This is a genomic window from Pseudomonas sp. BIGb0381, assembly GCF_024809815.1.
In the GTDB taxonomy this organism is placed as follows: domain Bacteria; phylum Pseudomonadota; class Gammaproteobacteria; order Pseudomonadales; family Pseudomonadaceae; genus Aquipseudomonas.
The window spans coordinates 1-19,385 of record NZ_JANUEN010000010.1; the positions used below are offsets into that span (position 1 = coordinate 1).

Annotated in this window: 21 protein-coding genes; 17 read left to right on the forward strand and 4 right to left on the reverse strand. The window is 60.1% G+C overall.

Features of this window, described 5'->3' with window-relative positions; genetic code table 11:
- The first annotated feature begins 195 nt into the window (after window positions 1-195).
- The 5 genes from M2397_RS23260 (at window position 196) to M2397_RS23280 (ending at window position 5,912) form a co-directional block, all read left to right on the forward strand.
- The gene (locus M2397_RS23260) at window positions 196-573 is read left to right on the forward strand and encodes a DUF971 domain-containing protein (RefSeq protein WP_259244504.1); all 378 of its coding nucleotides are present in this window, start codon (window positions 196-198) and stop codon (window positions 571-573) included.
- Window positions 574-822: 249 nt separating this feature from the next.
- Entirely contained in the window at window positions 823-2,502 is a 1,680-nt protein-coding gene (gene phaC / locus M2397_RS23265; RefSeq protein WP_259244505.1) for a class II poly(R)-hydroxyalkanoic acid synthase, read from the forward strand.
- A 145-nt stretch (window positions 2,503-2,647) separates the two neighbouring features.
- Entirely contained in the window at window positions 2,648-3,493 is an 846-nt protein-coding gene (phaZ, locus tag M2397_RS23270; protein WP_027605018.1) for a poly(3-hydroxyalkanoate) depolymerase, read from the forward strand.
- An 88-nt stretch (window positions 3,494-3,581) separates the two neighbouring features.
- Window positions 3,582-5,264, forward strand: coding sequence for a class II poly(R)-hydroxyalkanoic acid synthase (gene phaC, locus M2397_RS23275; RefSeq protein ID WP_131696869.1), 1,683 nt, complete (start codon window positions 3,582-3,584; stop codon window positions 5,262-5,264).
- A 27-nt stretch (window positions 5,265-5,291) separates the two neighbouring features.
- Window positions 5,292-5,912, forward strand: coding sequence for a TetR/AcrR family transcriptional regulator (locus M2397_RS23280; protein WP_131696870.1), 621 nt, complete (start codon window positions 5,292-5,294; stop codon window positions 5,910-5,912).
- Here M2397_RS23280 and M2397_RS23285 read toward each other — a convergent pair whose 3' ends face one another.
- A complete protein-coding gene (locus M2397_RS23285) occupies window positions 5,913-6,575 on the reverse strand; it encodes a response regulator transcription factor (protein WP_259244506.1) in 663 nt (220 codons plus the stop codon).
- Window positions 6,576-6,929: 354 nt separating this feature from the next.
- On the opposite strand from M2397_RS23285, the gene M2397_RS23290 reads away from it, so the two are divergent.
- The 6 genes from M2397_RS23290 to M2397_RS23315 all read left to right on the forward strand — a co-directional run bounded on the left by M2397_RS23290 (window position 6,930) and on the right by M2397_RS23315 (window position 13,291).
- Window positions 6,930-7,508 carry a fimbrial protein gene (locus M2397_RS23290; RefSeq protein ID WP_184745474.1) on the forward strand — a complete coding sequence of 193 codons (579 nt, stop codon included), beginning with the start codon at window positions 6,930-6,932 and terminating at the stop codon, window positions 7,506-7,508.
- Between the two features lie 22 nt (window positions 7,509-7,530).
- Window positions 7,531-8,316 carry a molecular chaperone gene (locus tag M2397_RS23295; RefSeq protein WP_405046495.1) on the forward strand — a complete coding sequence of 262 codons (786 nt, stop codon included), beginning with the start codon at window positions 7,531-7,533 and terminating at the stop codon, window positions 8,314-8,316.
- A 40-nt stretch (window positions 8,317-8,356) separates the two neighbouring features.
- A complete protein-coding gene (locus M2397_RS23300; RefSeq protein ID WP_405046498.1) occupies window positions 8,357-9,085 on the forward strand; it encodes a molecular chaperone in 729 nt (242 codons plus the stop codon).
- A 177-nt stretch (window positions 9,086-9,262) separates the two neighbouring features.
- On the forward strand, window positions 9,263-11,800 hold the full coding sequence (locus tag M2397_RS23305) for a fimbria/pilus outer membrane usher protein (protein ID WP_259244508.1): 2,538 nt from the start codon (window positions 9,263-9,265) through the stop codon (window positions 11,798-11,800).
- 3 nt (window positions 11,801-11,803) lie between these two features.
- Window positions 11,804-12,745, forward strand: coding sequence for a fimbrial protein (locus M2397_RS23310; protein ID WP_259244509.1), 942 nt, complete (start codon window positions 11,804-11,806; stop codon window positions 12,743-12,745).
- 18 nt (window positions 12,746-12,763) lie between these two features.
- Window positions 12,764-13,291 carry a fimbrial protein gene (locus tag M2397_RS23315; protein ID WP_259244510.1) on the forward strand — a complete coding sequence of 176 codons (528 nt, stop codon included), beginning with the start codon at window positions 12,764-12,766 and terminating at the stop codon, window positions 13,289-13,291.
- Window positions 13,292-13,378: 87 nt separating this feature from the next.
- On the opposite strand, the gene M2397_RS23320 is transcribed toward M2397_RS23315, so the two are convergent.
- The 3 genes from M2397_RS23320 to M2397_RS23330 form a co-directional block, all read right to left on the reverse strand.
- Window positions 13,379-14,347, reverse strand: coding sequence for a phasin family protein (locus M2397_RS23320; RefSeq protein ID WP_259244511.1), 969 nt, complete (start codon window positions 14,345-14,347; stop codon window positions 13,379-13,381).
- Window positions 14,348-14,359: 12 nt separating this feature from the next.
- Window positions 14,360-14,782 (reverse strand): phasin family protein, encoded by a 423-nt coding sequence (locus tag M2397_RS23325; protein ID WP_131696877.1) that lies wholly within the window; start codon window positions 14,780-14,782, stop codon window positions 14,360-14,362.
- Between the two features lie 105 nt (window positions 14,783-14,887).
- Entirely contained in the window at window positions 14,888-15,163 is a 276-nt protein-coding gene (locus M2397_RS23330) for a polyhydroxyalkanoic acid system family protein (RefSeq protein ID WP_131696878.1), read from the reverse strand.
- A 145-nt stretch (window positions 15,164-15,308) separates the two neighbouring features.
- Between M2397_RS23330 and ubiE the strand changes: the two genes are divergently transcribed.
- From ubiE to M2397_RS23360, 6 genes are read left to right on the forward strand one after another with little or no spacing between them, the layout of a single operon-like run.
- Window positions 15,309-16,079 carry a bifunctional demethylmenaquinone methyltransferase/2-methoxy-6-polyprenyl-1,4-benzoquinol methylase UbiE gene (gene ubiE, locus M2397_RS23335; protein ID WP_259244512.1) on the forward strand — a complete coding sequence of 257 codons (771 nt, stop codon included), beginning with the start codon at window positions 15,309-15,311 and terminating at the stop codon, window positions 16,077-16,079.
- Entirely contained in the window at window positions 16,079-16,702 is a 624-nt protein-coding gene (locus tag M2397_RS23340; RefSeq protein WP_145335902.1) for an SCP2 domain-containing protein, read from the forward strand. The genes ubiE and M2397_RS23340 overlap by 1 nt, the downstream gene beginning before the upstream one ends.
- The gene (ubiB, locus tag M2397_RS23345; protein WP_131696880.1) at window positions 16,699-18,303 is read left to right on the forward strand and encodes a ubiquinone biosynthesis regulatory protein kinase UbiB; all 1,605 of its coding nucleotides are present in this window, start codon (window positions 16,699-16,701) and stop codon (window positions 18,301-18,303) included. Before M2397_RS23340 ends, ubiB begins: the two co-directional genes overlap by 4 nt.
- A gap of 41 nt (window positions 18,304-18,344) precedes the next feature.
- Complete coding sequence (hisI, locus tag M2397_RS23350; RefSeq protein ID WP_012721796.1) at window positions 18,345-18,737, forward strand: phosphoribosyl-AMP cyclohydrolase; 393 nt, start codon at window positions 18,345-18,347, stop codon at window positions 18,735-18,737.
- 2 nt (window positions 18,738-18,739) lie between these two features.
- Window positions 18,740-19,072 (forward strand): phosphoribosyl-ATP diphosphatase, encoded by a 333-nt coding sequence (locus M2397_RS23355; protein WP_027605032.1) that lies wholly within the window; start codon window positions 18,740-18,742, stop codon window positions 19,070-19,072.
- Window positions 19,073-19,098: 26 nt separating this feature from the next.
- Entirely contained in the window at window positions 19,099-19,377 is a 279-nt protein-coding gene (locus tag M2397_RS23360) for a twin-arginine translocase TatA/TatE family subunit (protein ID WP_003171180.1), read from the forward strand.
- Window positions 19,378-19,385 lie beyond the last annotated feature (8 nt).

Consider the following 19,385-nt stretch of genomic DNA (forward strand, 5'->3'; position numbering starts at 1 on the left):
TAAGATTTACGCATATCCAAACACCTCAGATTTGGGCGCTATCATAGCGCCCGATTGAAGTGTCCAAAATCATTAGGCCAGTTCAGCTTGCCCCCGATAGCGGTGGATCAGTCAGCTTATCTATAGCTGACCCACTGCCATCGGGGGCAAGCCCCCTCCCACGTTTTTAAGCCGGTTTATTCAAGAGCACCTCATATGGCCAAGTTTCCTACCGCTGTAAACCTGCACAAAACCTCCAACACCCTAGGCCTCACCTACGGCCCCGACGAGGTTTACCGGTTGCCCGCCGAACTGCTGCGGGTGCACTCGCCTTCCGCCGAGGTCCAGGGCCATGGCAAACCTATCCTGCAGTTCGGCAAGCTCAACGTGCGCCTGACCAAGATCGAACCGGCCGGCCAGTACGCCCTGAAATTGACCTTCGACGACGGGCATGACAGCGGACTGTTCACCTGGGACTACCTCTACCAATTGGCCGTGCGTCAGGATGCGTTGTGGGCCGATTATCTTGTCGAGCTCAAGGCGGCCGGAAAAACCCGCGACCCGAGTGAATCGGTCGTGCGGCTAATGCTCTAGTTCAGGCCTCTTGCTCTTTAGAGGGCATTTTCTAATTTCATCTGCTTGAATGCCCTGTCGCGTGGCCAACGATTGGCCCGCTTGCGAAAAAAATTAAACTCGGGTAACCAATGGAACTGGCAAGTTCCCTGCATTTGACGATGCGGTATCAACGGTCACCCGAGTCGCAGTACCTGGCTTGTGTTGTGTATCGAAACCTGGTGCGCAGCGGTACCCGGTACTCGTCTTTCGGACAATGGAGCGTCGTAGATGAGTAACAAGAACAACGATGACTTGAAACGCCAGGCCTCGGAAAACACCCTGGGGCTCAACCCGATCATCGCGTTACGTAAAAAGGATTTACTGACCTCGGCCAAGATGGTGCTGACCCAAGCCATCAAGCAGCCGTTGCACAGCGTCAAGCACGTCGCCCATTTTGGCGTTGAATTGAAGAACGTGATGTTCGGCAAATCGCAGCTGCAGCCCGAAAGCGATGACCGTCGCTTTCACGACCCCGCCTGGAGCCAGAACCCGCTCTACAAACGCTACCTGCAAACCTACCTGGCGTGGCGCAAGGAACTGCACGACTGGATCGGCGACAGCAACCTGTCGGAACAGGACATCAGCCGCGGCCACTTCGTGATCAACCTGATGACCGAAGCCATGGCGCCCACCAACAGTGCGGCCAACCCGGCGGCGATCAAACGCTTCTTTGAGACCGGCGGCAAGAGCCTGCTCGACGGCCTGTCGCACCTGGCCAAGGACATGGTGCACAACGGCGGCATGCCGAGCCAGGTCAACATGGGCGCGTTCGAAGTCGGCAAGACCCTGGGCATCACCGAGGGGGCGGTGGTATTTCGCAACGACGTGCTGGAGCTGATCCAGTACAAGCCGATCACCGAACAGGTGCACGAACGCCCGTTGCTGGTGGTACCGCCGCAGATCAACAAATTCTACGTATTCGACCTGAGCCCGGAGAAGAGCCTGGCGCGCTTCTGCCTGCGCAATGGGCAGCAGACCTTTATCGTCAGTTGGCGCAACCCGACCAAGGCCCAGCGCGAGTGGGGCCTGTCGACCTATATCGAGGCGCTCAAGGAAGCGGTCGATGTGGTCACGGCAATCACCGGCAGCAAGGACATCAACATGCTCGGCGCCTGCTCCGGCGGCATCACCTGCACCGCCCTGCTCGGCCACTACGCGGCGCTGGGTGAGAAGAAAGTCAACGCCCTGACCCTGCTGGTGAGCGTGCTGGACACCACCCTGGACACCCAGGTGGCGCTGTTTGTGGATGAACAGACCCTGGAAGCAGCCAAGCGCCACTCCTACCAGGCCGGCGTGCTGGAGGGCCGCGACATGGCCAAAGTGTTCGCCTGGATGCGCCCCAACGACCTGATCTGGAACTACTGGGTCAACAACTACCTGCTGGGCAATGAGCCGCCGGTGTTCGACATCCTGTTCTGGAACAACGACACCACGCGCTTGCCGGCGGCGTTCCACGGCGACCTGATCGAGCTGTTCAAAAACAACCCACTCGTGCGCGCCAATGCCCTGGAAGTGTGCGGCACGCCGATCGACCTCAAGCAGGTCACGGCCGATATTTACTCACTGGCCGGCACCAACGACCACATCACGCCATGGCAGTCGTGCTACAAGTCGGCTCAGCTGTTTGGTGGCAAGGTGGAATTCGTACTGTCCAGCAGCGGGCATATCCAGAGCATCCTCAACCCGCCGGGCAACCCCAAGGCGCGCTACCAGACCAGCGATGGCTTGGCAGGCAAGCCGTTGGAGTGGCAGGAGAATGCGACCAAGCACACCGATTCCTGGTGGCTGCACTGGCAGGCATGGCAGGCGGAGCGAGCGGGCAAGCTGAAGAAGGCGCCGACGACTTTGGGTAACAAGACCTATGCCGCAGCGGAAGCCGCCCCAGGGACTTACGTACACGAACGCTAAATTGAAATGCGTTCAAATGTGGGAGGGGCTTGCTCCCGATTGTGGCGTGTCAGGCACAACATCTGAAACTGGCACACGGCTATCGGGAGCAAGCCCCTTCCCACACTGACTGCATTCCAGCTGTAACACTTCACAGGGTCTGAGCATGCCGCAACCGTTCATCTTCCGTACCATCGACCTGGATGGCCAGACCATCCGCACGGCGGTACGCCCAGGCAAGCCCCACTTGACGCCGTTGCTTATCTTCAATGGCATCGGCGCCAACCTTGAGCTGGTGTTTCCGTTTGTCCAGGCCCTGGACCCGGACCTGGAAGTGATCGCCTTCGATGTGCCGGGCGTGGGCGGTTCCTCGACGCCCAACCGGCCTTATCGTTTTCCCGGCCTGGCCAAGCTCACTGCACGCATGCTCGATTACCTGGATTACGGCCAGGTAAATGCGGTGGGCGTGTCCTGGGGTGGCGCCTTGGCACAGCAGTTTGCCTACGACTACCCGGAGCGCTGCAAGAAGCTGATCCTGGCGGCGACCGCGGCCGGTGCCTTTATGGTGCCGGGCAAGCCGAAGGTGTTGTGGCTGATGGCCAGCCCCCGGCGTTATATCCAACCGTCCCATGTGGTGCGCATCGCACCGATGATTTATGGCGGTTCGTTCCGCCGCGATTCGAAACTGGCGGCCGAGCACGCGAGCAAAGTGCGCTCGGCCGGCAAGCTGGGCTATTACTGGCAGCTGTTCGCTGGGCTGGGCTGGACCAGCATCCATTGGCTGCACAAGATCCGCCAGCCCACCCTGGTGCTGGCCGGGGACGACGACCCGCTGATCCCGCTGGTCAACATGCGCATGCTGGCCTGGCGCATTCCCAACGCACAGTTGCACATCATCGATGACGGCCACCTGTTCCTGATCACCCGGGCTGAAGCCGTGGCACCGATCATCATGAAGTTTCTCGAGGAGGAGCGCATGCGGGCCGTGATTCACCCGCGACCAGCGGTGTAAGGACCACACCGCCGCGCAACTTGCCCAGAACCGACTATGGTTCTGAATTGGCGTGCCTGTTGATGGCTTGACGAAGGAGTGTTGGCTCATGCGAGAAAGACCCGTGACGAACCCGGCGCCCACCCCTGCCGCGTTCATCAACGCACAAAGCGCGATCACCGGCCTGCGCGGTCGGGATTTGCTGTCGACCCTGCGCAGCGTTGCCGCCCACGGCTGGCGCAACCCGGTGCATACCGCCCGTCACGCCCTGGCCCTGGGCGGTCAGCTGGGGCGCGTGCTGCTGGGTGAAACCGTGCACGAGCCCAACCCACGGGACAGCCGCTTCAGCGACCCGACCTGGGCGCTCAACCCGTTCTACCGACGTAGCCTGCAAGCCTATTTGAGCTGGCAGAAGCAGACCCGCCAGTGGATCGATGACAGTTCACTGAGTGACGACGACCGCGCGCGCGCGCACTTTGCCTTCGCCTTGATCAACGACGCCGTGTCGCCCTCCAACACCCTGCTCAACCCCCTGGCCGTCAAGGAGCTGCTCAACTCCGGCGGCAACAGTGTGGTGCGCGGCGTGAGCAACCTGTTCGATGACCTGCTGCACAACCACGGCCTGCCGCGCCAGGTGAGCAAACAGGCCTTCGAAGTCGGCAAGACCGTGGCCACCACCCCAGGCTCGGTGGTGTTTCGCAATGAGCTGCTGGAGTTAATCCAATACAAGCCCATGAGCGAAAAACAGTACGCCAGGCCACTGCTGATCGTGCCGCCGCAAATCAACAAGTACTACATATTCGACCTGAGCCCGGCCAACAGCTTCGTGCAGTACGCCCTCAAGAACGGCCTGCAAACCTTCATGGTGAGTTGGCGCAACCCAGACGTGCGCCATCGCGAGTGGGGCTTGTCCACCTATGTGGCGGCGCTGGAAGAAGCGCTCAACGTCTGCCGGGCCATTACCGGCGCCCGCGAGGTCAACCTGATGGGTGCCTGCGCCGGGGGCCTGACCATCGCCGCCCTGCAAGGCCACTTGCAAGCCAAGCGCCAGCTGCGCCGCATCTCCAGCGCCAGCTACCTGGTGAGCCTGCTGGACAGCCAGATCGACAGCCCTGCCACGTTGTTCGTCGACGAGCAAACCCTGGAAGCAGCCAAGCGCCGTTCCTACCAGCAAGGCGTGCTCGACGGCCGCGACATGGCCAGGGTGTTCGCGTGGATGCGCCCCAATGACCTGATCTGGAACTATTGGATCAACAACTACCTGCTGGGCAAGGAGCCGCCCGCGTTCGACATCCTGTACTGGAACAACGACAACACGCGCCTGCCCGCTGCGCTGCATGGCGACCTGCTCGATTTCTTCAAGCACAACCCCCTGAGCCATCCCGGTGGCCTGGAGGTGTGTGGCACGCCCATCGACTTGCAGAAGGTCACGGTGGACAGCTTCAGCGTGGCCGGGATCAACGATCACATCACGCCGTGGGACGCGGTGTATCGCTCCACGCAATTGCTGGGTGGGGAGCGGCGCTTCGTGCTGTCCAACAGCGGGCATATCCAGAGCATCCTCAACCCCCCGGGCAACCCCAAGGCCAACTACGTCGAAAACCCCAAGATGAGCAGCGACCCACGCGCCTGGTACTACGACGCCAGCCACGTCGAAGGCAGCTGGTGGCCACAGTGGCTGGCGTGGATCCAGCAGCGCTCGGGCGTACAGCGCGAGACCCTCACTGCCCTGGGCAACCAGAATTACCCACCGATGGAAGCGGCGCCGGGCACCTACGTGCGCGTGCGCTGAGCTCAACGATCAGATTAAGAAGACTGGATGAAGACCCGCGACCGTATCCTTGAATGTGCTCTGCAGTTGTTCAACCAGAAGGGCGAACCGAACGTGTCGACCATGGAGGTGGCCAATGAAATGGGGATCAGCCCCGGCAACCTCTACTACCATTTCCATGGCAAGGAACCGCTGGTCATTGGCCTGTTCGAGCGTTTCCAATCTGAGCTGGCGCCGCTGCTCGACCCACCGGCGGACGCGCAACTGCAGGCCCAGGATTACTGGCTGTTCCTGCACCTGATCGTCGAGCGCATGGCCCAGTACCGGTTTCTGTTCCAGGATTTGTCAAACCTGGCGGGACGTCTGCCAAAGCTGGCCAAAGGCATTCGCAACCTGCTCACGGCGCTCAAACGCACCCTGGCATCCTTGCTGGCGAGGTTGCAGGCGGCAGGGCAAGTGGTCAGCGATACTCAAGCGCTGGGGCAACTGGTGGAACAGATCACTATGACCCTGCTGTTTTCCCTGGATTACCAACGCATTCTTGACCGTGAGGGCGAGGTTCGGGTGGTGGTGTACCAGATCATGATGCTGGTAGCACCGCACCTGCTGACATCGGCACGGCTGGCGACTGAACGGTTGGCGCTGCGTTATCTGGAGGATCAGGATTAACTACCCAAGCTGCCCGAGCTGGTGAGTAAACTTGAACAGTTCACTGTCGTTCCTGATCCCCAGTTTTCGATAGGCTGATTGTTTTTGCGTACTGATCGTACTTGCACTACGCGAAAACTTTTGCGCAATTGAATTCACGGACATACCGTCCAGAAAACAACGCAATACTTCCTGCTCTTTAGGCGTCAGACACTCGTTGAACCGCAGTGGTATTGAAACATCTGTTTCCGATTTAATCTTTCCCCCCTCCAACACGGAATGTACACCCTGCAACGCGGGCACCATACAAAGCTGCAGGTAGATCCGTCCCTGGGCGACCGTTCGGATAGCCGTGATCAACTCCGTCAGGTTCTGGCTTTTCCCCATAATCCCCCTGCATCCCGCCTTCAACGACAAAGAAACAATGGCAGGCGTGTAGTGCGAACACACAATCAAGAGCCTGCAGGTGCTGAAGCGCCGGTGCAGTACCTGGATCAGGCTGAGACCATCGCTGTCCGATGGCGCGAGGATAAAGTCCATCACCACGACATCGGCCGGCCGCTGCTTAAGGGCTTCCAGCAGTTCCCTGCCTGTTCCGAAGGAACCGATCACAGCGAGGTCGGCTTCTTTGCTCAACCCCAACTCGATGCCCTGCCGAACCATCTCGTGGTCATCCAACAGCATGACGGTATGCGTAGTGGATATTGAAGTAGCCATAATTACACCCATATAAGTGAATACAGCACCGCCCCCATAATCGCTCTGGTTAAATACACGGTATACCCAGTTACAGCCCAGGATCAATACGACAACTCAGTAAGTTAACGTCCTTCAGTCATAACTTACAGACAATTCCCAGTACTACAGAAAACACCTACATAAGTTGAAAGCAACTTATCGAACGATCACTAGATGAGTCTCGTTAGTTCTCTATAGATACCGCTCGGCAAACGCGACAAATTAGGGCACCCCGCCAGTCGAGAGATCAGTGCTATCAACTGCGATGGGCCATACCTATGAATCACGACTGGGAACACCATGAAAGTTAACCTCCTCTCCACGGTTGCGGCCATCCTGGTCTTGTCCGCCGTCGCCTCACAATCGGCATACGCAGCAGATGGCATTATCAAGTTCAGTGGTCTTGTGACCGACCTGACTTGCACGGTAGAAGGTGCGGCACCCGGCTCTGGCGCAATCGTCAAGGACGTCAACCTGGGCGGCGTCTCGGCGGCACGCCTGGCAAGCGCTGGCAGTCGCGCCAACCCGACAGGCTTCACCATCCGTATCGGAGCGCCAGGCGAAGGCAGTTGCACCAACGGGCGCACCGCCATGGTTGCCTTCGATCCGACCAGCCCGGCCATTGATGTGGCGACCGGGCGCTTGAACATCGACGGCTACGACGACCCGACCGACACCAGCAGCGCCAAGAACGTACAGGTGGAAGTGACTCAGCGCGATGGCACGCCGATCAACGTCTACACCGAGAAATCGGCAGGCGCGGTGATCGTCGACAACCAGGCAGTCATCCCACTGGCTGCGCAGATGTACGCAAGCGGCCCCGCAACCGAAGGTAAGGTCAACACCCGTGTGGGCTTTTTGATCGAGTACGCCGAGTAAGGCATTCCAGAGGCCTGAAACGATGAAAAGAATCGCCTGCCTGATGCTGGCTGCTACCGCTGCTTGCGCGTGGCTCTCGCTGCTGCCGCTTCCTGCTCGGGCAGGCGTGATCATCCATGGCACACGCGTGATCTACCCCATGCAGCAGCAGGAAGTCGTGGTGCGCCTGGAGAACAAGGGGCCGCTTCCGGCGCTGGTGCAAACCTGGCTGGACACGGGCGACCGGCATTCGACACCGGCAACAGCACACACACCCTTCATTCTTTCGCCACCGATCTTCCGCATTGAACCGCGCCAGCAACAAGCCTTGCGCCTTCGCTATGTTAGAGGCGCCTTGCCGACCGACCGCGAAAGCCTGTTCTGGCTGAACGTGCTGGAAGTACCTCCGCTCGCCGCCGACGCCGCACAGAAAAACCAGATTGAATTGTCGTTCCGCACCCGTCTGCGTGTGTTTGTGCGTCCGCAGGCATTGCCCTACCCAGTCGACAGCGCCGCCGAGAAGCTGCAATGGAAGCTGGTAGCCCATGAACAGGGGTTCGCCCTGCAAGCCACCAACCCTACGCCGTACCATATTTCCCTCGCCTCGATTGAGTTGCTGAGCGGCGGCAAGCGGTTCAGTAAGGCTGCAAACAAAGCCGTCGATGACAGCCTGCTGATGCCTGCCGGCGACGTGAAACTGTTTGTGCTGCCCCTGCTACGCCATCAGCCGGTCGATACGCCTACGGTCGAGTTCAGCACCGTCAGCGATTTTGGCGCCCGAGTACCTCACTCGGCCCGCCTTACCCTTCATCCGCAGGATGATCGATAACATGCCGGCCACCACCCGCTCACACTTACCGCTGCAGTGCATGGCGTTGATGCTTGCGCTGTTGACCACGCTCACCGCGCAGGCGAGCGTGATCATCAACAGCACCCGAATTGTTTACCCGCAGGACGACAACGAGGTGAGCATCAGGCTGCACAGCAAGAACCAGGCACCGGTGCTGATCCAGGCCTGGCTGGACAACGGCGATGAGTATTCAACGCCGGATCTGGCGACAGCGCCCTTCATTCTCACACCGCCGATCTTTCGCATGGAGCCAGGCAAGCAACAGGTTGTACGCCTGGCCTACACCGGCGAGGCCTTGCCGTCGGCACAGGAAAGCCTGTTCTGGTTCAACGTGCTGGAAGTGCCCTCACGATCGCATGGCGGCCAACCGGGCGATCAGTTGCAATTCGCCTTCCACTCACGCATCAAGTTGTTTTGGCGCCCGTCGAACTTGCCTTACGGGGTCGAGGCAGCGCCTGGAAAGCTGCTGTGGCGGTCTGTCTCGACCGAGCAGGGCCTGGCGCTGGAAGTCCTTAATCCCACGCCTTACCACGTGACATTCGAACGCATCGAAGTGCGGGTGGCAGGGCGGCGTCATGTCCGAGAACCCGCAGCGTCGAGTGCCGAGAACATGGTGACGCCAGGTGGGCGCGCCCGCTTTGAGTTGCCTCGCCTGTCCCCCCCGATGGGCAGCGCTGCAAGCGTGGAGTTCCAGACGCTCGACGACTTTGGGGTCAAGACCCGCCACAGCGCAGAGGTCTCTCCATGACAACCGTTCTTATGTAGCAATCCCGCTGCGCCTTATTGAACACACCTTAGGTTGATGCCCATTCAGTGGGCAGGGACGCCCTGTGCCGAGATTCGGGGAGCCCGGTTTATGGAAACGTGAAAAATGAGTTTGTACCCGCCCGCCAGGCTCGCAAGCCGGCCCCGTTTAAAGCAGACGATGCGTAGCTTGCTGCTGGTGAGCGGCGCCCATGCCATGGCCGCCAATAGCGCAGAACAGGTCGAGTTCAACCCGGCTTTCTTCGCGGGTGGCCGGGCCAGCCTGCAGATCGATATTGCAAAGTTCGGCCAAGGTAACGTCGTGCTACCTGGCAACTATCGCACCGACATTTATCTCAACGGCCAGTGGATCGGGCGTGAAAACCTAACCTTCAGCGCGGTCGAAGGACAGCAAACGGCGCAGCTGTGCCTGGAGCGCGATGCGCTGCTCAGGTTTGGCATTGACCTGGATTCCAATGAGCTCAATCAGGCCTCCCACATGCCGTTTGCGCGCTGTGCGCAGATCGGGACCTATCTGCCGGGTGCCAGCAGCCAATTCGATTCAGGCGAAAACCGCCTCGACCTGCAAGTGCCGCAGGTTTACCTGGCGCGCAAGGCGCGGGGCTATGTCGACCCGCGGCACTGGGACAGCGGGATCGACGCCGCCTTTGTACGGTACAACGCCAATACGTTCGCCACCCAGGCCGGTACGCGCACACTCGGCTCCAGCTACCTGGGCCTGAACACCGGACTCAACCTTGGCGATTGGCACTGGCGCCATACTGGCAGCTACAGCCATTCAGAGGTCGCCTCGGGTTATCAAAGCAGCGCCACCTACGTGCAACACGAAGTGAGCCGGTTGCAGTCACAGCTGATGGCGGGTGAGATCTACACACCGGGGGAACTGTTCGATAGCGTACGTCTGCGCGGTGCCAGCCTGTTCAGCGATGATCGGATGCTGCCCGACTCCCTGACCGGGTTTGCGCCGGTGGTACGTGGCGTTGCCGAGACCAACGCGCGGGTCAGCGTGCGCCAACGCGGCGTGCTATTGGACGAAGTATCTGTAGCGCCCGGCCCGTTTGTCCTCAACGACCTGTTCCCCACCGGGTATGGAGGCGACCTGAGCGTCACCATTACCGAGGCCGATGGCCGCCAGCGCGAGTTCATCGTGCCGTTCGCCGCCAACGCCAACCTGCTGCGCCCCGACCACCGCCGCTACGCATTGAGCGTTGGCCAACTGGATGAAATAGGTCTGCATCACCCTCCCACGTTGATGCAGGCCACTTATCAGCAGGGCCTGAGCAACCTGCTGACCGGGTACACCGGCGCGACGATTGGCGAGGACTACCAATCGCAGTTGCTGGGTACCGCGTTCAATACCTCAATGGGTGCGCTGTCGTGCGACCTGACCCATTCGAACGCCCATGTACCAGGTCACGGGTCACGCCAGGGGCGAAGCGTACAACTGCGCTACAGCAAGAATTTCACGGACACCGGCACCCATTTCGCCCTCGGGGCTTACCGCTACTCCACTGAGGGGTTCCTGAATGTGGGCGATGCGGCACACGTTCGTGACTTGGCCATCGACGGGCTGACCCCGGATAACCTGTCGCGGCTACGCAACAGGATGGACATCAGCCTCAACCAGAACCTGAGCAACGGCTCCGTGTACCTGACCGGTTCTTCGCAACACTATTGGAATCGCGACCATGGCAACCTGACCTTCACCACCGGGTACAGCGGCACGTGGCGGGGCCTTCACTATCTGCTGAGTGCACAGCGCAGCCGTGATCTGCGCAGTGAACGCGTGGACAAGCAACTGGAACTCACCTTGAGCCTGCCACTGGGCAGCCACGCCCACTCGCCGACCTTGACCACCACGGCCTATCGAGGCGGTCAAGGCAGCGGTGAGCGCGCCAGCCTGGGTGGGAGCGTGGGCGAGCGCGGTGAGTTCAGCTATAGCGTCAGTGCCAACCGGACCCAGGACAGCAACAACGCTACCAATGCCGACATGAAATACCAGACCAGTCAGGGCGTACTGTCCGCCAGTCATGGTCAGAGCAGCGCGTACCGCTCCACATCGCTTGGCATGACCGGCGGTATTGTCGCCCACGCAGGCGGTGTGACCTTCGCCCCAGAACTCGGCGATACCCTCGGCATCGTCCAGGCGCCTGACGCCCAAGGCGCACAAATCAATGGCAACCACAGCGCGAAAATCGGGAAAAGCGGCTTCGCGGTGGTGCCCCACCTCACACCCTACCGCCAGAACATCGTGGAACTGGACCCCAAGGAATTGTCCACCGACGTGGAACTCAAGACCGCCGCCCGGAATGTCGCCCCGCGCGCCGGTGCAGTGGTGCAACTGCAGTTCGAGACGCTCAGCGGCCAGGCCTTGTTGATCACGGCACGGCGCGAGGATGGCAGCCCGCTGCCGTTTGGTGCGGATGTGTTCGATGAGGACGGCGCCAGCGTCGGGGTTGTCGGGCAGGGCGCCAAGGCCTTCGTCCGGGTGTCTCGCCCGCGGGGGAAGTTGACGGTCAAGTGGGGGAGCAGTAATTCGGCGATGTGCCGGATGCGCTACGAAGTGGAAGCAAAGACGCCAGCCAAGGACTCAGCTCGATTACTGCAACTGGACGGGGGCGCTTGCGAGGTCGTTGGCGATCTCATCGTGCAGCCATTTGCCAATGATCTGGCCAACTTGCGCTCATCGTGGAACTGAAAAATGAAGCACTCTATTCAATTCATTTCGACCCTATTGGTGTTCAACCTGCCCATCGCTGCTCAAGCGGCGTGTGACAGGTATCAGAACGCCACACTCACACTCACCCTTCCTTCCACAATCACCGTGCCGGACAGTCTCCCGGTGGGCGCTGAAATTATCATTCGGGAATTCAGTGGTACGGCGCCCGCTTTTACCGCGTATTGCAGCTCCACTTTACTGACGATCATCGGACGATACCAAGCAAGGGCTGCAGGTTACCCAAACATCTATCAGACCGAGGCTTCAGGTGTGGGCGTACGCTTGCGCATCCGAGATGCAAGCGGACTCTATCCTTTCTTTGCCATGATTAACCAACAAGTCCCATACAGCGGCCCCTACACCAGCTTCACGGCCGCGGAGCTGAGGTTCCATAAAGTCGGGCCGGTAACAGGCCAGACAGTGCCCGCCGGAAACATTTGGGTGAGGCGATGGGATAACCACCCAGAGAGTTTCACCCTGAGACTCGGCAACCCCGTGCGCTTTGTCAGCCCCGCCGCCACCTGCGACCTGGCGACTGGCGACGTCAACCGCACGATCACCCTCGACCCCGTTAAAGTCAGCACGCTTCAAGACGCCACTTACGCAAACCAACGTAACTTCGAACTTACTGCAAACTGCGCACACGCATCCAACGTCACTTTTCGTTTTTCCGGAACCCCCGCACCGGGCAATGACCGGCTCTTCGCCAATACGGGCAGTGCCGGTGGCGTTGCCCTGTGGCTGTACTCGCGAATTGGCGGGGGTATCCAGAACATTCTCGCCGACGGCACCGAAAACACGCGCACGGTGCCGGTCTCGGGCGGCCGCGCCGTGTTGCCGCTCGGCGCGGCCTATCACCAGAACGGCACGGTCAGACAAGGCACGCTCATCGCCACCACCACCGTCAGCATCACCTACAACTAAAAACCTGAGGATTATGGAATGAGGATTCGAGCCCTGCCCCTGCTGCTGGTAATCACCGCGAGCCTGGCCACCACTGTGGTCCATGCCGCGACTACGGGCACCTTGCGCTTTACCGGCCAAGTCAATGCCGGTACGTGCAACCTGGCTGCCGGCGACGAAAACCGTACCATCACACTGCCGACTATCAAGATTTCCGACTTTGGCGCGACTTCCAGCGCGGGCGCGTTTGATTTCGAGATCTCTGCCGATTGCGAATCGGATTTACGCAACGTGATTTTCCTGTTCGCAGGCACCGCCTCAACGGGGAACGCCGCGCTGTTTTCCAATACGGGGACGTCAAAGGGTACTGCCCTTCAACTACTGCACCGCGTCTCTCCCGCTTATGCCATTCCTGCCAACGGTACCCCCGCCCAGCGCAGCCGGACCATTGCAACGAGCAGCAACAAGGCCGTGATCCCCCTAACAGCGGCGTATCACAAAACCGGCGCAGCGATCACCCAAGGCACCCTGGCCAGCGCAGTTACCGTTTCGATCACCTACAACTGACCGAGCTTGGGCCCACGATCACACGGTAAGCGCGCAAAAAAATGCCCAGCCTTTGCAGGCCGGGCATTTTTACGTGTCCCGGAAAAGTCAGGACTGACTGGTTGGCGTCGGGGTTACCGGCGTTGCAGTCGGGGCAGCAGCAGGCGTCGGTGCCGACACTGAATTGGCTGGCGAAGCAGAAGGCGCCGTGGTTGCGGGCTTGGCGGCAACAGCTGGCTTCGGCGCTGCTGGTTTTTTCGCTACAGCTGGCTTCTTCGCAGCAGCAGGTTTTGTTGCCGGCTTGGCCACCGGCTTCGCGGCAGCAGGCTTGGCTGCAGATTTAACAGCGGCTGGCTTGGCGGCTGCGGTTTTGGCCGCGGGCTTAGCGGCCGGTTTTGCGGCGGCCTTGGCTGCTGGCTTAGCCGCAGGTTTGGCAGCCGCTTTCGCAGCCACGGGTTTAGCGGCAGGCTTGGCAGCCGGTTTGGCCGCTGCAGTTTTGGCGGCGGGTTTAGCAGCCGCTTTTGCCGGGGCCTTGGCCGCTGGTTTTGCAGCTGGCTTGCTGGCAGCTTTCACCAACGGTTTGGCGGCCGTTTTGGCCGCAGGTTTGGCAGCGGCGGTTTTAGCGGCAGGCTTGGCAGCTGGTTTAGCGGCAGCCGCTTTCACTGGAGCCACTTTGGCACCGGTGAGTTTTTCGATTTGCTTGGTCAGGGTATCGACCTTGCTGTGCAGGGTCTTCAGCTCAGCTTTACTTGGCACGCCCAGGCGCGAAATAGCACTGTTGAGGCGCTTGTCCAGAGCCCCTTCGAGTTCGCCCCAAGTACCCAATACCTGCTTCTTCGCATCACTGATGCGCGAACCGGCAGTCGCTTTAGCAGCGCCTACTTGTTTACCCACTGCGCTCTTGGTCAACTTCTCGGCCTTCTCGCCGTCTTTAACCAAGGTCTCGAAGAGTTTGCTGCCGTCACTGTCGATCTTCGAGTAAACGCCTAAACCAGCCAGCCAGATCTTGCGGGAATATTCTTCAACTTTCCCGACCCACGAGCTGCCTTCTTTCTGAGTAGTCTTTTTAACAGCCATCCCGATGTCTCCTTAGTGTTTACGCGCGACACGTTCGAGCAATGCCGTCAGCTCTTCGAGCTTAGCAGAGAGTGTCTCCACGTCATGTTTAGACGCAATGCCAATTCGATTCAAGGCACTGGCAACGCGAGTATCAAAAGCTTTTTCAACTTTATCCAGCTGAACTTCTACCAGACCTTTGACCGTGGAGACATTACTCTTTACTTGATCAATCTGACTGTTGGCCGCATCAAGTTGTTCCACTGCAACTTTTTTGCCTTTACTTTCAATATGTTGACCCGCTTTAACCAGCTCTTTGAAGTAGTCGCCGCCCTCGCTGCCGACCTTCGCGTAGGCACCAAGACCCGCTAACCAGATCTTGCGGGCGTAGGTTTTAACGTCACTCAAAGCGCCGGTCTGAGCATCGATTTTTTTCTTCAGGATAACTTTGGCCATGGTGCACCTCACGCAGAATAGGGGGGAGGAACGGCCCGCAGGAGTTGAGGGCTTGGGCACAAAGTAGGCTGGAAAATTAGAATCGGCACCCTAAGTACTCGCGGATCAGGCCAAGGCTTTATCCAGGGCTTTCTCGATTTCGGACTTGATGGTGCCACTCATGGCCGACATCAACAGGCCCAGTTCCACATCAATGCGCAGCGAATCCTCCGCCACTAATACCGTGCCTTTAACCCCTGACCGCTTGAGGTTCAAGGTATCGCCAGACCACGAAGGCTCCAGGCCATATTGCTCCTGGAGTTTGTGCGCCAACTTTTCGGCCTTTGCGCGTGCCGCTTCTTTACCCAGGGAATGCGCACGCTCAACGGTTATACGGGCCATTGCAATGACTCCTCTTTAATAGGGATTTGAATACCTTGAATGCGGCAAAAGGTCTCGGTGCCCGCCTATCTTACCTGCAGCCTTGCCAAGACAAAGCAGGCCTTGGGGATTATCATGTCCCGCATTCTCTTTTGGTGACAGCGATATGACTGATCAGCGCAAAGGCAGCGATGCCGAACCCACCACTCACTTCGGTTTCAAGAACGTCCCGGAAAGCCAGAAAGCGGAAAAAGTCGCTGAGGTGTTCCACTCCGTGGCGGCCAAGTACGACCTGATGAACGACGTGCTCTCCGGCGGCATGCACCGCCTGTGGAAGCGCTTCACCATCGAGCTGTCGGGTGTACGCACCGGCAACCGCGTGCTGGACATCGCCGGCGGTACGGGTGACCTGGCGGCCAAGTTCTCCAAGCTCGTCGGCCCTACCGGCCAGGTGGTGCTGGCGGACATCAATGGCTCGATGCTCAAGGTCGGCCGCGATCGCCTGCTCGACAAGGGCGTGGCCGGCAATATCGAATTCGTCCAGGCCGACGCTGAAAAGCTGCCGTTCCCCGACAACCATTTCGACTGCGTGACCATCGCCTTCGGCCTGCGCAACGTGACCCACAAGGAAGACGCGATCCGCTCGATGCTGCGCGTGCTCAAGCCGGGTGGCCGCCTGTTGGTACTGGAGTTCTCCACGCCGACCAACGCGCTGATGTCCAAGGTCTACGACACCTACTCCTTTGCCTTCATGCCGTTGATGGGCAAGCTGATCACCAATGATGCCGAGAGCTACCGCTACCTGGCCGAATCGATCCGCATGCACCCCGACCAGGAAACCCTGAAGTCGATGATGGTAGAGGCCGGTTTCGACCGTGTGACCTACCACAACATGACCTCGGGCATCGTCGCCCTGCACCGTGGCATCAAGCCCTGATGCTGCTCAAAGGCCTTCTCGCCAGCGTCGAACACGGCCTCAACCGTGTACTGCGCCTGGACAGCACCGCCCTGGCGCGGCTCGCGCACTTGAACGGCAAGGTCATCGCCGTGGACTGCACCAGCCCCGCCCTGCAGCTGTTTATCCTGCCCAGCGATGAAGGCCTGTTGCTTGCCACTCAATGGGCCGCTGAAGCCGACTGCACCCTGCGTGCACCGGCCACCAGCCTGTTGCACCTGGCGCTGAGCCGCAACAAGACCGCCATCCTCCACGGCCCCGAAGTGCACCTGGAAGGCGACAGTGCGGTACTGATGGACTTGGCTGCCGTACTCCAAGACCTGGAACTGGACTGGGAATACGAGCTGTCACGCTGGATCGGCCCCGTCGCCACCCAGCTGATCAGCGGGCACCTGCGCAGCCGCACGCGCTGGTACCAGCAGGGGTTCGCCAGCCTCAACCAGAACCTCGCCGAATACCTGAGCGAAGAATCGCGCACCCTGGTCGGAGAACGCGAAGCGCAAGCGCGCTTTCGTGAACTCGACAAGGCCAAAATCGACCTGGAACGTCTCGAGGCTCGCTTCGAGCGCCTGAGCCGTTCCCTTGATCCAAGCGATAACGCATGAAGCTGCTCGCCGTCCGCCGTTTGTTCCGTATCCAGCACGTCGTAATCCGCTACCGCCTCGATGACCTGCTGTTCGCCCTGCCTTTGCCATGGTTCCTGCTGGCCGTGCGCTATGTACTGCCGTGGCGCTGGTTCCCGCGCAAGCAACTGGAGCTGAGCCGGGGCGCGCGCCTGCGCCTGGCGCTGCAGGACCTGGGGCCGATCTTTATCAAGTTCGGGCAGATCCTCTCCACGCGCCGCGACCTGCTGCCCGAAGACATCGCCGACGAACTGATGCTGCTGCAGGATCGCGTGCCGCCGTTCGATTCGCAGCAGTCGATGAAGCTGATCGAAGAGCAACTGGGCAAGAAGATCAGCGAGGTGTTCAGCCGCTTCGACGTTGAACCGCTGGCTTCGGCCTCGGTGGCGCAAGTGCACGCCGCGCAGTTGAAGACCGGCGAAGAAGTGGTGGTAAAAGTGATCCGCCCGGGCCTCAAGCCGATCATCGGCCAGGACCTGGCGTGGCTGTTTATCCTCGCCCGCGCCGCCGAACGTTTCTCCGCGGATGCGCGCCTGCTGCACCCGGTGGATGTGGTTGCCGACTACGAAAAAACCATCTACGACGAACTCGACCTGCTGCGCGAGGCGGCCAACGCCAGCCAGCTCAAGCGCAATTTCGAAGGCTCGCCGCTGCTGTACGTGCCGCAAGTGTATTGGGACTGGTGCCGCCCGAAAGTGTTGGTGATGGAGCGCATCTACGGCGTGCAGGTCACCGACCTCGCGACCCTGGCCGACCAGCGCACCGACATGAAGATGCTCGCCGAGCGCGGCGTGGAGATCTTCTTCACCCAGGTGTTCCGCGACAGTTTCTTCCACGCCGACATGCACCCCGGCAATATCTTCGTCAGCACCGTCAACCCGTGGAGCCCGCAGTACATTGCGATCGACTGCGGCATCGTCGGCAGCCTGACCCCGGAAGACCAGGATTACCTCGCGCGCAACCTGTTCGCCTTCTTCAAGCGCGACTACCGCCGCGTGGCGCAGTTGCACATCGATTCGGGCTGGGTGCCGGCGGAAACCAAGCTCAATGAATTCGAAGCGGCGATCCGCACGGTGTGCGAGCCGATCTTTGAAAAACCACTGAAGGATATCTCCTTCGGCCAGGTGCTGATGCGTCTGTTCCAGACCGCGCGGCGCTTCAATATGGAAGTGCAGCCGCAGTTGGTCTTGCTGCAAAAGACCTTGCTGAACATCGAAGGCCTGGGTCGTCAGCTGTACCCGGACCTTGACCTGTGGAACACCGCGCAGCCTTTCCTGGAGCGTTGGATGCGCGAGCGCATGAGCCCCAAGACCATGCTGGGCAACTTGCATAGCCAGATGGAACAACTGCCCCACCTGGCCAACATGACCCGCGACCTGCTGGAGCGCATGTCCCAGCCTCACGCCAAAGACCCGGAACCGCCATGGCGCAAGCGCAAGGACGATTGGTTCCTGCGCCTGCTGGGTGCCGCGCACCTGGTCGGTGGCGTGATGCTGGCCATTGGTGGGCCGCTGAACCAACTGGGCCACTGGCCGGCCGGCATCATGGTCGCCGTGGGTGTTTATCTGATCGTGCGTCGATAGCCCATCCGGTTATACACTGTCGCAAATTGCCGGAGCCGAAGATGAAAGACTGGCTGGACGAGATCAAGTGGGACAGTGACGGCCTGGTGCCGGCCATTGCCCAGGACTACAAGACCGGGCGCGTGCTGATGATGGCCTGGATGAACCGCGAGGCCCTGAGCCTCACTGCCACTGAGCAGCGCGCCATTTACTGGTCACGTTCGCGTGGCAAACTGTGGCGCAAGGGCGAAGAGTCCGGGCACGTGCAAACCCTGCACGAGATGCGTATCGACTGCGACGCCGACGTGGTGATCCTCAAGGTCGAGCAGATCGGCGACATCGCCTGCCACACCGGCCGCCACAGCTGCTTCTATCGCGTGTTCGAGAACGGCGAATGGAAGGTTGTAGAGCCGGTGCTCAAAGACCCGCACGCCATCTACTCCGCAGGACACTGACCATGAGCGATACCCTGAACCGTGTGGCCCAGGTGCTGGAGGACCGCAAAGGTGCGGACGCCGACAGCTCCTACGTCGCCAGCCTGTACCACAAGGGCCTGAACAAGATTCTGGAAAAACTCGGCGAAGAGTCCATCGAGACCATCATCGCTGCCAAGGACGCACAAATCAGCGGCGATTGCAGCGATGTAATCTATGAAACCGCTGACTTGTGGTTCCATAGCCTGGTCATGCTCGCCCAACTGGGGCAGCATCCACAGGCCGTGCTGGATGAACTGGACCGTCGCTTCGGCTTGTCCGGGCATGCCGAAAAGGCCTCGCGCCCGTCCGCTTGAATAACTTTTACTAGAGGATTTGCAGCATGGGTATTTTTGACTGGAAACACTGGATCGTCATTCTGGTGGTGGTGGTACTGGTATTCGGCACCAAGAAACTCAAAAACCTCGGCACCGATGTGGGCGAGTCGATCAAGGGCTTCCGTAAAGCCATGAACGACGATGAGAAGCCTGCCGACCCGGCCGCCAATCCGGTGCCACCGGCCCAGCCTGTACACCCGCAGGCCACCCAGCCGATCACCGAGCGTCGTACCTTCGACGTGCAGGCTGAAAAAGTCGAAGAGCCGACCCGCAAAGACTCGTGAGCACTGAC

Excerpts from the sequence above, each read along its gene's own strand:
- M2397_RS23260 (WP_259244504.1), top strand. The coding sequence starts at position 196 with ATGGCCAAGTTTCCTACCGCTGTAAACCTGCACAAAACCTCCAACACC.
- phaC (WP_259244505.1), top strand. The coding sequence starts at position 823 with ATGAGTAACAAGAACAACGATGACTTGAAACGCCAGGCCTCGGAAAAC.
- phaZ (WP_027605018.1), top strand. The coding sequence starts at position 2,648 with ATGCCGCAACCGTTCATCTTCCGTACCATCGACCTGGATGGCCAGACC.
- phaC (WP_131696869.1), top strand. The coding sequence starts at position 3,582 with ATGCGAGAAAGACCCGTGACGAACCCGGCGCCCACCCCTGCCGCGTTC.
- M2397_RS23280 (WP_131696870.1), top strand. The coding sequence starts at position 5,292 with ATGAAGACCCGCGACCGTATCCTTGAATGTGCTCTGCAGTTGTTCAAC.
- M2397_RS23285 (WP_259244506.1), bottom strand. The coding sequence starts at position 6,575 with ATGCTGTTGGATGACCACGAGATGGTTCGGCAGGGCATCGAGTTGGGG.
- M2397_RS23290 (WP_184745474.1), top strand. The coding sequence starts at position 6,930 with ATGAAAGTTAACCTCCTCTCCACGGTTGCGGCCATCCTGGTCTTGTCC.
- M2397_RS23295 (WP_405046495.1), top strand. The coding sequence starts at position 7,531 with ATGAAAAGAATCGCCTGCCTGATGCTGGCTGCTACCGCTGCTTGCGCG.
- M2397_RS23300 (WP_405046498.1), top strand. The coding sequence starts at position 8,357 with ATGGCGTTGATGCTTGCGCTGTTGACCACGCTCACCGCGCAGGCGAGC.
- M2397_RS23305 (WP_259244508.1), top strand. The coding sequence starts at position 9,263 with ATGCGTAGCTTGCTGCTGGTGAGCGGCGCCCATGCCATGGCCGCCAAT.
- M2397_RS23310 (WP_259244509.1), top strand. The coding sequence starts at position 11,804 with ATGAAGCACTCTATTCAATTCATTTCGACCCTATTGGTGTTCAACCTG.
- M2397_RS23315 (WP_259244510.1), top strand. The coding sequence starts at position 12,764 with ATGAGGATTCGAGCCCTGCCCCTGCTGCTGGTAATCACCGCGAGCCTG.
- M2397_RS23320 (WP_259244511.1), bottom strand. The coding sequence starts at position 14,347 with ATGGCTGTTAAAAAGACTACTCAGAAAGAAGGCAGCTCGTGGGTCGGG.
- M2397_RS23325 (WP_131696877.1), bottom strand. The coding sequence starts at position 14,782 with ATGGCCAAAGTTATCCTGAAGAAAAAAATCGATGCTCAGACCGGCGCT.
- M2397_RS23330 (WP_131696878.1), bottom strand. The coding sequence starts at position 15,163 with ATGGCCCGTATAACCGTTGAGCGTGCGCATTCCCTGGGTAAAGAAGCG.
- ubiE (WP_259244512.1), top strand. The coding sequence starts at position 15,309 with ATGACTGATCAGCGCAAAGGCAGCGATGCCGAACCCACCACTCACTTC.
- M2397_RS23340 (WP_145335902.1), top strand. The coding sequence starts at position 16,079 with ATGCTGCTCAAAGGCCTTCTCGCCAGCGTCGAACACGGCCTCAACCGT.
- ubiB (WP_131696880.1), top strand. The coding sequence starts at position 16,699 with ATGAAGCTGCTCGCCGTCCGCCGTTTGTTCCGTATCCAGCACGTCGTA.
- hisI (WP_012721796.1), top strand. The coding sequence starts at position 18,345 with ATGAAAGACTGGCTGGACGAGATCAAGTGGGACAGTGACGGCCTGGTG.
- M2397_RS23355 (WP_027605032.1), top strand. The coding sequence starts at position 18,740 with ATGAGCGATACCCTGAACCGTGTGGCCCAGGTGCTGGAGGACCGCAAA.
- M2397_RS23360 (WP_003171180.1), top strand. The coding sequence starts at position 19,099 with ATGGGTATTTTTGACTGGAAACACTGGATCGTCATTCTGGTGGTGGTG.